Annotated in this window: 10 protein-coding genes; 2 read left to right on the top strand and 8 right to left on the bottom strand. The window is 61.7% G+C overall.

Going from position 1 to position 11,975, the window contains the following annotated elements:
- Nucleotides 1-18 precede the first annotated feature (18 nt).
- The 8 genes from RTX98_RS04995 to RTX98_RS04965 form a co-directional block, all read right to left on the bottom strand.
- A complete protein-coding gene (locus tag RTX98_RS04995; RefSeq protein ID WP_312795017.1) occupies nt 19-480 on the bottom strand; it encodes a TetR/AcrR family transcriptional regulator in 462 nt (153 codons plus the stop codon).
- A gap of 10 nt (nt 481-490) precedes the next feature.
- Nucleotides 491-3,640: an efflux RND transporter permease subunit gene (locus RTX98_RS04990; RefSeq protein WP_312795015.1), complete on the bottom strand. Its 3,150-nt coding sequence runs from the start codon at nt 3,638-3,640 to the stop codon at nt 491-493.
- A 9-nt stretch (nt 3,641-3,649) separates the two neighbouring features.
- Nucleotides 3,650-4,837: an efflux RND transporter periplasmic adaptor subunit gene (locus RTX98_RS04985; protein WP_312795014.1), complete on the bottom strand. Its 1,188-nt coding sequence runs from the start codon at nt 4,835-4,837 to the stop codon at nt 3,650-3,652.
- A gap of 85 nt (nt 4,838-4,922) precedes the next feature.
- The gene (locus RTX98_RS04980; RefSeq protein WP_416223066.1) at nt 4,923-5,498 is read right to left on the bottom strand and encodes a TetR/AcrR family transcriptional regulator; all 576 of its coding nucleotides are present in this window, start codon (nt 5,496-5,498) and stop codon (nt 4,923-4,925) included.
- A 95-nt stretch (nt 5,499-5,593) separates the two neighbouring features.
- Nucleotides 5,594-5,740 (bottom strand): FAD-linked oxidase C-terminal domain-containing protein, encoded by a 147-nt coding sequence (locus RTX98_RS04975; protein ID WP_312795039.1) that lies wholly within the window; start codon nt 5,738-5,740, stop codon nt 5,594-5,596.
- A gap of 174 nt (nt 5,741-5,914) precedes the next feature.
- The gene (locus RTX98_RS20770) at nt 5,915-6,058 is read right to left on the bottom strand and encodes a hypothetical protein (protein ID WP_416223067.1); all 144 of its coding nucleotides are present in this window, start codon (nt 6,056-6,058) and stop codon (nt 5,915-5,917) included.
- A 273-nt stretch (nt 6,059-6,331) separates the two neighbouring features.
- A complete protein-coding gene (locus RTX98_RS04970) occupies nt 6,332-7,606 on the bottom strand; it encodes a hydroxymethylglutaryl-CoA reductase, degradative (protein WP_312795012.1) in 1,275 nt (424 codons plus the stop codon).
- Between the two features lie 116 nt (nt 7,607-7,722).
- Nucleotides 7,723-9,675: a helix-turn-helix domain-containing protein gene (locus RTX98_RS04965; RefSeq protein WP_312795011.1), complete on the bottom strand. Its 1,953-nt coding sequence runs from the start codon at nt 9,673-9,675 to the stop codon at nt 7,723-7,725.
- Nucleotides 9,676-9,856: 181 nt separating this feature from the next.
- Between RTX98_RS04965 and RTX98_RS04960 the strand changes: the two genes are divergently transcribed.
- Both RTX98_RS04960 and RTX98_RS04955 read left to right on the top strand, forming a co-directional pair.
- Complete coding sequence (locus RTX98_RS04960) at nt 9,857-10,747, top strand: hydroxymethylglutaryl-CoA lyase (RefSeq protein ID WP_312795010.1); 891 nt, start codon at nt 9,857-9,859, stop codon at nt 10,745-10,747.
- Between the two features lie 84 nt (nt 10,748-10,831).
- A partial coding sequence (locus tag RTX98_RS04955; protein ID WP_312795009.1) for a CoA transferase occupies nt 10,832-11,975 on the top strand: 1,144 nt, incomplete at its 3' end.

Raw genomic sequence — 11,975 nt, 5'->3', positions numbered from 1 at the left:
CGCGACGCACCGGCTCTGTCAGCGCAGGGCCAGGTGGCGGGCCAGAGCGGCCGTGAGCGATCTGGCGCGATGCTCTGGAGACAGGACGGCAAGATCTTGGCGTGCTTGCTTTGAAAGCAACTGCTCGGCGCACGTTTCAAGGAGCAATGGATCTTCCGCGCCGGCTATAAGGGTTGCGACGGCCAGTGGGTCGATCGGCCGGGCGAAAGGCTCCTGGCTGTGCAGCGGGCTTGCGACATCATCCTTGCTGCAATTGAGCCAGCGCATCAGCATTGCCTCGATCAGCTTTGCCTTGGTCGGGAAGTGATAAAGCAAGCCGCCTTTGCTGATCCCGGCTTTCGCCGCCACGGCATCCAAGGTTACGTGTCCGTAGCCCTGATCCAGGGCCACCAACAGCGTTGCACAAAAAAGGCGGTCCTGCTGGACCCGGCGAGTTTCCTCGTCAGGTCCTTTGTTTTTAAGGCGATTCGGTCTTGCCATCCTGTCCGCCTCAGTGCGCGTTCGAGACGGGCACCTCGGCGGGCGAGACTGTTTCGCTCGATACGTCCTTCTTGCGCCCGAACAGCTTCATGACGAATACGAAGAAGACGGGCACGAAGAAGACGGCGAGCACGGTTGCCGAGATCATCCCGCCCAACACACCGGTGCCGATGGCGTTCTGGCTCGCGGCACTGGCACCTGTTGCAATGGCAAGCGGCACCACGCCGAGCGTGAAGGCCAGCGAGGTCATCAGGATCGGACGGAAGCGCAGTTTGCACGCTTCGATCGTGGCTTCCAGAAGCGGCATCCCTTCTGCCCGCAGATCTTTCGCGAACTCGATGATCAGAATGGCGTTCTTGGCCGACAGACCGATGATCGTGATGAGACCGACCTTGAAGTAAACGTCGTTCGACATCCCCGCGTAAGTCACCGCCAGAACCGAGCCGATCACGCCAAGCGGAACAACCAGCATCACGGCGAGCGGGATCGACCAGCTTTCATACAAAGCCGCCAGAAGCAGGAAGACGAACACCACCGTCAGACCGACCAGGAATGGCGCCTGCGAGCCAGACTGGATTTCCTGCAGCGACTGGCCGGTCCATTCATAACCGAAGCCATTGGGCAACTCGCCCGCCAGCCGCTCCATTTCGGCGATAGCAGCACCTGAAGAGTAACCGGGGGCTGCGCCGCCCGCGATGCGGATCGACGGATACCCGTTATAGCCGACGACCTGGGCCGGTCCCTTTGTCCAGTCCGTGCGGGCAAACGCCGACAGCGGCACCATACCGCCATTGGAGTTGCGAACGTTCAGGCTGAGAAGATCGTCGGTCTTCATGCGCCGATCTTGTTGCGCCTGGATCGTCACGCGCTGCATGCGGCCGGCATTGGGGAAGTCGTTGATGTAAAGAGAACCAAGATTGGCGGAAATAGTCGCGTTGATGTCCGAGAAGGAAACGCCAAAGGTATTCGCCTTTTCACGATCGATGATCAGGTTGACCTGTTGGGTGTCCGGCAAGCCTTCAACGCGCAAGCCGGCCAGAACCGGGCTTTGCCTAGCAGCAGCCATCAACTGTGCGCCCGCTGCCGAAAGAGCGTCCTGACCGACGCCTGCACGGTCCTGCAAGCGGAAGGTGAAGCCGTTGGAGGTTCCAAGTCCCTGAATAGCCGGCGGCGAGAGGGCAAAGGAAATCGCATCCTTCAGCATGAACAGTGCGCCGTTGGCACGGTTGGCGATCGCCCCAGCCGCGTCTTCGGGCCCACGCTCCGACCAGTCCTTCAGCGTGATGAAGGCGAGGCCTGCATTGTCACCTGCACCCGAGAAGGAAAAGCCACGGATCAACGCGCTTTGATCAAGCGCTTTTTCACCCTGGAAGATCTCGTAGATCTTATCCAACACCGCTTCGGTGCGGTTGGCACTCGCTTCCGGAGGAGCCTGGATGTCGACCAGAAGGAAGCCCTGATCTTCATTCGGCAGGAAGGCGGAAGGAAGCTGGATAAAGGTCCAGGCAAGGCCGGCAAGCAGCGCCAGATAGATGATCATGACGCGGCCGGCCTTGTTGATCAGCCAGCCGACCGACGAGGAATAGCGGTTCGTTATTTTGTCGAAACCGCGATTGAACCAGCCGAACGGTCCTTTCTTGGCATGGGCATGGCCCTTGGGGATGGGCTTCAGGAAGGTAGCGCACAAAGCCGGTGTAAGCGACAAGGCGAGGAAGCCCGAGAACAGGATCGAAACCACCATGGTCAGACTGAACTGCTGATAGATGATGCCGACCGCACCCGGGAAGAAGGCCATCGGAATGAACACGGCCGTCAGAACCAGGGTAATGCCGATGATGGCGCCGGAAATCTGCGACATCGCTTTGCGCGTCGCTTCCTTCGGGGACAATCCCTCTTCCGCCATGATGCGCTCGACGTTTTCAACAACGACGATGGCATCGTCCACCAGGATGCCGATCGCCAGCACCATGGCAAACATCGTCAAGACGTTGATGGAAAATCCGGTGGCATACATGACCGCGCAGGTTCCAAGCAGCGCGACCGGAACGACGAGCGTGGGAATGACGGTGTAGCGAAATTTCTGAAGGAAGACGAACATCACGACGAAAACGAGCGCCATCGCTTCAATCAGCGTATGGAACACCTTTTCGATCGAGACAGCGACGAATGGGGATGTATCGTACGGGATGGCGTATTCCACGCCAGCCGGGAAGTATTCCTTCAGTTCCTCCATCTTGGCGCGGACAGCTTCAGATGTGGACATTGCGTTGGCGGTGGGAGACAGCTGAACGCCGACACCCGCCCCTGGCTGACCGTTGATGCGTGTGCCGAAATTATAGGACTCCGCGCCCACTTCGATGCGGGCAACATCTCTCAGGCGTACCGTCGATCCGTCGGGATTTGCGCGAAGAATGATCTGCCCAAACTCTTCGGGGTTCCTCAGCTGACCGGTCACGAGAACGGATGCCGAGATCTGCTGGTTGTCTGTGTTCGGCAGCGAGCCGATACGGCCAGCGGCAACCTGCGCGTTTTGTGCGCGTACGGCGTTGTTGATGTCGTCGGCTGTCAGGCTCAGGCCGAGCATCTTGTCGGGATCGATCCAGATCCGCATGGATCGCTGCGACGCAAAGACCTGCGCGCGTCCAACCCCGTCGATACGACGGATTTCGCCAACCACGTTACGGTTCAGGTAGTCACCGAGGCCGATGACGTCTGTCTTCCCGTCGCTGGAAATAAGGGCAACCATCATCAGGAAACCGCTGCCGGCTTCCTGAACCTCGACGCCTTGATCTACAACGGCCTGCGGCAAGCGCGCTTCTACGCGCCGCACGGCGTTCTGCACATCGACGGACGCTTGTGAAGACTGCGTGCCGGGCTCGAAGGTTGCCGTGATCGTCACCCTGCCCGACGTATCAGACGTGGATTCGAAGTAAAGGAGTCCTTCGACGCCGTTCAGTTCTTCTTCGATCGGACGCGTGACGCTCTGATAAAGGTCTTCAGGTGCTGCACCAGTATACACCGCGTTGATCGAGATCTGCGGCGGCGCCACGTTTGGATATTGCGCGACCGGCAGCATAGGAATTGCCAGGGCGCCGAGCATCATGATGAAAATGGCCACAACCCACGCGAAGATGGGCCGGCCGATAAAGAACTGAGCCATGGGTCTTCCTTAGCTGGCAGATTTCTGCGGCACGTTTTCCGCCGCAGCCTTGCCATCCGGGTTCCAGGGTTCCGCGGTGACCGGCGAGCCGGGCCTGACCTTCTGGAAACCTTCAACAATCACGCGATCGCCATCCTTCAGCCCTTCGGCTACAACCATCCGGTTGCCGATGATTCGGCCGGGTTGGACGGTGCGAAGTTCCGCCACGTTCTCGGCATTCAGAACATAGAGTTGCGAATTCCCACCCGCGTCACGCTGAACGGCCTGCTGGGGAACGGCAATGGCGCTCGGCTCGATACCCTGCTCGATCAGCACGCGCAGATACATTCCGGGCAAGAGATCATCCGTGGGGTTGGGCACTTCGGCGCGCAAGGTGACCTGTCCCGTGGACTGATCGACGGTGGCCTCCGAAAACAACAGGCGGCCTTCATGCGGATATTTCGTGCCGTCATCGAACAGCATACGGATCATGGCCTGATCGGGGTTTGGGCTCTGGATCTTGCCCGAAGCGACGGCTTGACGAAGCCCAAGCAAGTCGCTCGATGATTGCGTGAAATCGACGTAAACGGGATCGAGTTGCTGGATCGTGGCGAGGATCTCGGTGCTCGACACCAACGCGCCTTCCGTGATCTGCGCTCGGCCGATTCGACCGCTGATCGGCGCCTTTACCTCGGCATATTCCAGATTGAGCCGCGCAGCCGCCAATCCGGCTTCGGCAACGGCGACATCGGCATCAGCCTGAGCCAGAACAGCCACAGCGTCGTCGCGCTGCTGGGTCGAGGTAATGCGACGGGTGTTCAACTCGGTCTGACGGTCTGCACTCTGTCTGGCCTGAAGCTGCACGGATTTGGCGCGCTGCAAGGTGGCTTCCGCGCTGGCGACCTGAACCTCAAAGGAGGCCTTGTCGATGCGATACAGGACATCGCCTTCCTTTACGGTGCTGCCCTGCTCGAAGACGCGTTCCACCACGATGCCGGACACGCGCGGACGCACTTCTGCAATGCGCGTCGGTGCGACGCGTCCTGGCAGGTCATTGGTGATCGGCAGAGCCTCGGGCTTCGCTTCGATGATGCTGACCGCCGGAGGCGGTGGCGCAGGCGCTGCCGCGGCTTTGTCATCGGAGTCGTTGCAGCCGGCGACTAGCGACAGAAGCGCCAATGCAGTTGCCAGCCGAATGGCGTGGATAAAGGACTTCATTGAACCAACCAGAATAAAAAGTGGATGAAAGCTTGCTTGAGAATGGGTGAACAGAGGGGGTGAAACGACTGCCCTACTGTTCGGCTTATAAAGCCGATGCTTGGGAACTCGGCGCAACAAGAGCGCCAATTTCCTGCAGGATCTGGCTGCGTTCGGGTTCCGGCCAGGAATGGATGCTGAGAAACTCCAGACTTCTCAGTCCCTCCAACGCCAAAAATGCAAGGAGAGCCGAACGAGGCTGCGAGGATGTTTGCGCTATCGCAGCAAGCTCTCGGCTATAAGATTCCTGCAACAGGCAACGTAGCTCGGCATCCTGCGCCAAGGCCGCGCACAAGTTCAGAGCGACAGACTGCGCGTCGCCGGCCGGAGCTTCGGCCGTTGCTGCGATCCGGCCTCGAATCCGAACATCAGCAATATTGCCAAGGCCCTGAACCGCCTGCTCGACCTTATCTTCTTCCGCCTTGATACGGCGCTCGATTACGGCCTTGATGAGCGCCTGCTTGGTTCCGTAATCGTAAATAACGCTGGCCTTGCTGATGCCAGCCTCCAGCGCAACCGCATCAAGCGTCAGCCGCGCCGCTCCATCGCGCATGACCACGACCTCGGCGGCGCGAAGAATTTTGCTTTGATCGATGACGCGTGGACGGGACAATGGGAGCACCAATTAATTTCCGAACAGTCGGAATTTAATCTTGAGGTGCAGCATTGTCAACGTTGACGTAGTGGCAGTGTGCAACCGCCCCTGAGTTTTAAAGGCTAGATCGGCAGAACCTTGCCGGGATGGAGGAGGCTGTTCGGGTCGACGGTGGAGTTCAGAGCCCGCATGACAGCGAGTTCTGCGAGCGTACGCGAATGATGCAGGTAATCCCGCTTGGCCAGACCGATGCCGTGCTCGGCCGATATGGAGGGCTATGCCGAGCTATGAGTTGGTAGATCGGATCCCTCTCCGCCTGGATCTGGTCGGCGGCGGGCACGCCGGTCGTGACATGCAGGTTGCAGTCGCCGAGATGGCCGATGATGGTGCAAGCCCGGGTTTTCAGGCACTTCGCGGTCCTTCGGACCCGATGAACAGGTGCTTCAGATCATAACCCGTATTGTCCTTGGGTACGGAACAAGGTGGCTGAGCACGGTTCCGTTTGTCGGCACGCATTCCAGCCCGAGAGCCTGGTCGCGCGCAACGCCATAGCGAAGGGCCTGAAAGCCGCCTGCATTGGTGGACAGTGCGCAGCCGAGATGGGCGCTGCCGCACAGGCCATTGGCGATCTCATGAAAATAGCACCCTCGTCAAAGAGCTGGGCGTGTCGTTTATCTCCGGCAACAAGTTGCATGGTCGCCAGGAAAGATCACGCCCTGACGCCGCGCGCCACTGCTATTCGTGATTGGCTGCTCGCAATCGGCGATCAACCCATCAGGACTTGAGCGGCGGACGCTCGCGCAACCAACCCCAAGACGGGTGAAGCGGAAGGGCTTCCGCCCCGCCACCAGGTCTCTGGATCAAGCGCCCTGCCTGATCTCGTCGAGGATCGCGTGGGCGCGGTCCATGCGCACGTGCCCGCCGCTGCGCAGCTTGGCAACGACGGCTTCGATCTCCTCGCCTTGGGCACCGGCCATGACGGCGATGTTGCGGGCATGGAGCGACATGTGGCCTTTCTGGATGCCTTCCGCCGCCAGAGCGCGCAGCGCGCCGGTGTTCTGGGCAAGGCCGACCGAAACGATCACCTGCGCCAGTTCCTGCGCGCCGGTGACACCGAGAAGCTTCACCGCCGCCTGTGCCACGGGATGGGTCTTGGTGGCGCCGCCGACGAGGCCAACCGGCATCGGCACTTCCATCGTGCCGACGAGGTTGCCGGCAGCATCCTTCTCGTAATGCGAAAGCGATGTGTAGCGACCGCCAGCTGCTGCATGGGAGTGGCAGCCGGCTTCCACAGCGCGGGTGTCGTTGCCGGTGGCAAGCACTACGGCCGTAATGCCGTTCATGATGCCCTTGTTGTGGGTCGCGGCGCGGTACGGGTCGGCTGCGGCAAACGCATAGGCGTCGATGATGCCATCAACCACGTCCGGGCCGCCAAGCGCTGCTGCGTCGTAGGTCGCGCGCACACGGGCCATGCGGCGGTCGGCTTTGTTGGAGAGGATCCTTAAGCGCACGCGGGCATCGGCGATTTCGGCCACCAGCGGTGCCAGCGCCTCGGCCATCGTGTTCACCGCATTCGCACCCATCGCATCGCGCACGTCGACGATGAGATGGAGCACGACATAAATGCGCCCTGCCCCGGCTTCCACGATGCGCACATCGATGTCACGCGCGCCGCCACCCAGCTTGACGAGGAGCGGATCCTGCTCGTTTGCGAGCGCCAGAATGTCGTCGCGGCGCTCATAAAGCTTAAGGCGCGCGCCATACGGGTCCTTCTTGCCGACGAGCTGGATCTGCGAGATCATGATCGGCTGGTCGGCCGAGGTGAAGAAGCCGCCATTGATGCGCGCGACTGAGGCCATGTTGCTGGCCGCGGCCACCACCGAGGGCTCTTCGGTCGCCATCGGAATGAGGTAGTCACGGCCGTTGACAGTGAAATTCGCGGCCACACCGACCGGGATCGACAGCGTGCCCACCACGTTTTCGATCATGCGGTCGGCGATCGACAGCATGTCTGGCGCGGGCTGGGTCAGGCTGGCCAACTCGCTTTCTGGCAGGCCGGTCAGCTCAACGACGGCCTTGAAGCGGTCCGCTGGTGAGAGCTTGTAGAAGCCCGGAATGCGGCTGTTGACAGACATGTGGCGAAACTCCCTGCATTTCACTTTTCCAGGAAGCTAGGGGGCGCTGCCCGCGATGGACAATGTGCAGGAAACACACAGAGCCGGGATGCGCCTGTGGCTTCGTCACACGTCGCTCAAACGGCTTGGCCCAGCACGTGAAGCCGCAAGGCGACATGGACCTCCAGCGTCTTTGCTGGGTCGGACCAGTCGGGGTTGATCTGCGCGATCGTATCAAGGCGCTGGCGCATCGTATTGACGTGGATGCCAAGCAGTTCGGCAGCCTTTTGCACGCTTCGGCCGGTGTCGAGATAGGTGAGCAGCGTCACCGCAAGCTGGCTTTTGCGCTTCTCGTCCTGTTCCACAAGCGCGCCGACCGCACTGCGCAGGAAGGCTGCGATGGCATCCTCGCCACGGTTCTGGAACAGCAGGCCGTACATCGAAAGGCTGCGCTCGAAGGTCACGCGCCCCTGCTGGTTCAGGCCGCGAATGAGGCCGATGCAGCGGCGCAGGGCCTCATACTGAGCCGGCACCTTGTCGAAGCTGGAAACAGGATCGGAGATCACGACGGTGAAGCGCTGGTCGAAGGCCTCGTCGAGCCGTTCGGAGATTCGCTTGGCAAGCTTTTCAGGGTCGGCTGCGTTGGAAACGATCGCGAGGTCGCCGTTGAACTCGGCAAAGATCGTGTCGCGTCCCGCGAGCGTCGAGCGCAGTGCCGAGGAGGCCTGCGCCGAGGTGATTGCAAGCAGTTCCACCAGGATGACGGTGACCGGCCATGTCAGGCTGATGCCCGGCGGCAGGCGGCGCGCGCTTTCAGGCGAGAACGGATCGGCAATGCCACGCAGCAGCGCCGATACGGTGTCGGCGACGTTGCGATGGGCCATCTGTGCAATGCGGTCGAGCGACAGAAGCACGATGCCGGTGGCGATGGCGCTGCGCTCCAGCGTGCGCGTTTCAGACGGCGAAAGCGGGCGGCTGCGGGTAAAAACCAGCGCGCCGAGCCGCGCCGATCCGCCCATCACGGCGGCAACCAGCGTGGTACGTCCGTCCGCCCCCATCAGCGCCACGGAACGCCCGAGCCGGTCACTTTCGCGCACTGCCTTGGCCAGTTCTTCATCGGTGAGTTGTTCGGGCGCTGTGCCGGAGATCGCGGTGCGGCTCTCGTCGATCACGCCGGCCTCGCCCTTAAGCAGCTTGGACACGCGGTTGACCAGGTCGTCCAGCGTACCGCCGCGTGCGATCAGCTCGGTGAGCTGCTCATGCGCCACCGCCGCCTGCTCGATATCGTCGGCCTTGGCGCGCAGGGCTGCATTGGCGTCCTTGGCCAGCAGCAGCGACCGCTGCGCTTCCTCGAGCAGCCGCGCGTTCTCGATGGCCAGGGCTGCAAAGGTGCCGAGCGAGGACAGCACAGCCATTTCCTGCGGCGTATAGGAGCGCACATAGCGGTCGCCGACGAAAAGCACGCCCATGACATGGGCTTCGAGTTCCAGCGGAATGCCGAGGATCGAGACAATGCCTTCGCCGCTGGTGGCGCGGTCGATCTCGACATCATGGTCGAAGTTGCGGTCGGCGGTGTAATTGTTGGAATAGAACGGACGGCGGGCGCGCGCCACGCTGCCGCAAACGCCGATGTTGCGCGGTACGCGGATACACCCGAAATCCTGCGACATGACGCCTTCCGTTACGCGCACGTAGAAGTCGCCGCGCTCGTCGTCGGCTGCCGAGAGATAGGCGATGTCGCTGCCCACGAGCTGGCGTGCGCGTCGCACGATAGCCTGCAGGATCTGGTCGGTATCCCGCAGGGCAGACAGATCGCGCGCGGTCTCGTAGAGCGCCGAAAGCTCCACCTCGCGCTTGCGCTTCAGCTCGAAGTTCTCGCGCAGCCGCAACGCCGTCGCCATGGCACTGCCCATCGTATCGGCAGCCGCCTCGTCACGCGCCGTGCCTTTGGCGGCATTGGCGAGTTGCTCGAAGCTCGACAATGGCGCATTGCCGTCGAGAAGCGCCAGCATGCGCTGGTAATAGGATGCGATATCCAGATTGTCCGCCGGCTTGTGGCCAATGGTTACGATCTCAGCATGACGCGACATGGCAGTTCTCCAACTATGGCGGCTCATCTGGGGAGTTGCCTGCTAGCCTGTGTGGACTGACACAGGCACCGCCGACAGATAACGTACAAAACACACACAACAACGAGCCCTCCATGTTGCCTGTAAACATCCGCACGAGCCAAGCCTCAAGCTAAATGTCGCTCAAATCGGGAGACATGGCATGCGCGACAGCGTGCGGATCGTGGAAGTGGGGCCACGCGACGGACTTCAAAACGAGGCGGTTGTTGTTTCGGTCGCAACCAAGCTCGACCTGATCCGGCAGTTGCGCGAGGCAGGCCTTGCCACAATCGAGGTCGGCAGTTTCGTGTCGCCCAAGCGGGTGCCGCAGATGGCCGATACCGACGACGTCGTGCGGCAACTCGATCTGGATGGCGAGATCCGTTATCCCGTGCTGGTTCCTAACGAACAGGGCATGGTGGCGGCCCTTGCCGCCGGCGTGCGCGAGATCGCGGTCTTTGCCTCGGCGTCCGAGACGTTTTCGCAAAAGAACATCAACTGCTCGATCGAACAAAGCATCGACCGCTTCCGGCCGGTGGTCGAGATGGCAAAGGCCAATCATGTCGCGGTGCGCGGCTATGTTTCTTGCGTGCTCGGCTGCCCTTACGAGGGCAAGGTGGCGATAGATGCCGTCGTTTCGGTGTCGCGCACGCTGACCGACCTCGGTTGCTACGAAATCTCGCTTGGCGACACGATTGGCATCGGCACGCCGTGGCAGGCCCGCGACATGATGCGCGCGGTGGCGGGTGACCTCGACATCGCCACGCTCGCCGCTCACTTTCATGACACGCGCGGCCAGGCGCTGGCCAACATCCTGGCCTGCCTTGAAGAGGGCGTTTCGGTTGTCGACAGCGCTGTCGGCGGCTTGGGCGGCTGTCCTTATGCACCGGGTGCCGCGGGCAACGTCTCGACCGAGGATCTCGTTTTCATGCTGGATGGCATGGGCATCCACACTGGCGTCGATCTCAGCCGGGTCGTGGCGGCGGGGCAGTTCATCTCGGCCGCACTCGGCAAAACGTCTGGCTCCAAGGTGGCGCAATCCATGTGTGCATGAGCGACCATCGAGGCCCGCACGATATGGCAAAGCCACATTGCGAACGCTACGCCAACGCCTGACCCTTTCCGCAGGAGGAACAGAATGACCCAACACACTGCCGCATCCGGCCCGCTCGCCGGCGTGACCGTGCTCGACATTACCCGCGTGGTGGCCGGTCCCTTCTGTTCCATGCTGCTTGCCGAACTGGGCGCCACCGTCATCAAGGTCGAGCACCCCGACGAGCCCGATTACGCCCGCACCTTCCCGCCGATGGTTGCGCATGACGATGACGAGTTCAGCGCCTTCTTCGCGCAATACAACCGAAACAAGCAGGGCATCACGCTCAACATGAAGACGGTCGAGGGCAAGCAGCTTCTGCGCCAGCTTGTCCGCAAGGCCGACATCCTGGTCGAGAATTTCCGGCCCGGCACGATGGAAAAGCTCGGCCTCGGCTACGAGGTTCTGAAACAGGAAAACCCGCGCCTGGTTTATACGGCGATCAGCGGTTTCGGCCGCACTGGGCCGAATGCCTCCCGGCCTGCCTATGACAATACCGGCCAGGCAGCCGGCGGCCTGTGGTCGATGAACGGCTACGCCGATCGCCCGCCGGTGCGCGTAGGCACCATCATCGGCGATCTCGCCGCCTCACTTTATGCCGCGATCGGCACGCTGGCGGCTCTGCGTCAGGCCGAACGGGACGGCTTCGGCCAGGTGGTGGACATTTCGCAGCAGGATTCGGTGCTGACGCTGACCGAGAATGCCGTCGTGCGCTACACGACGAAGGGCGAGGTCGCCTCCCCGCTTGGCAACGACCATCCCTTCGTGCGCCCTTACGGTTCCTTCCCCTGCAAGGACGGCTACGTGTTTTTCGGCGGCTATACCGACAAGTTCTGGCGCATCACCTGCGAAATGTTCGGCGAGCCGGAAGTGGCTGACGATCCCGAGATCGACACAATGGAAAAGCGCTTCGATCCGGCTGTTGCCGAGCGTCGCGTGACGCCTTTGCTGGCGCGCTGGTTCGGTCAGCACACCAAGGCCGAACTAGAGGAGATGGCGGGCGACCGCGTGCCGCTCAGCGCCATCAAGACCATAGCCGAAGTCGTCGAGGATCCGCATATCGCAGCGCGCGAAATGATCGTCAACGTGCCTGTTGCCGGAAAGCTGGTGCGCATGTTCGGCATGCCGATCAAGCTGTCGGAGGCAAAGAGCCGCGACCATGTGAAGGCCCCGACGCCCGGCGAGCACA

Source organism: Tianweitania sp. (assembly GCF_032053605.1).
Lineage (GTDB): Bacteria > Pseudomonadota > Alphaproteobacteria > Rhizobiales > Rhizobiaceae > Tianweitania.
The sequence above is the reverse complement of the archived record's forward strand: the minus strand, read 5'-3'. Positions and strand labels throughout refer to the sequence as shown.

Coding starts and splice junctions, on each gene's coding strand:
- RTX98_RS04995 (WP_312795017.1), bottom strand. CDS start 480: ATGGCAAGACCGAATCGCCTTAAAAACAAAGGACCTGACGAGGAAACT.
- RTX98_RS04990 (WP_312795015.1), bottom strand. CDS start 3,640: ATGGCTCAGTTCTTTATCGGCCGGCCCATCTTCGCGTGGGTTGTGGCC.
- RTX98_RS04985 (WP_312795014.1), bottom strand. CDS start 4,837: ATGAAGTCCTTTATCCACGCCATTCGGCTGGCAACTGCATTGGCGCTT.
- RTX98_RS04970 (WP_312795012.1), bottom strand. CDS start 7,606: ATGTCTGTCAACAGCCGCATTCCGGGCTTCTACAAGCTCTCACCAGCG.
- RTX98_RS04965 (WP_312795011.1), bottom strand. CDS start 9,675: ATGTCGCGTCATGCTGAGATCGTAACCATTGGCCACAAGCCGGCGGAC.
- RTX98_RS04960 (WP_312795010.1), top strand. CDS start 9,857: ATGCGCGACAGCGTGCGGATCGTGGAAGTGGGGCCACGCGACGGACTT.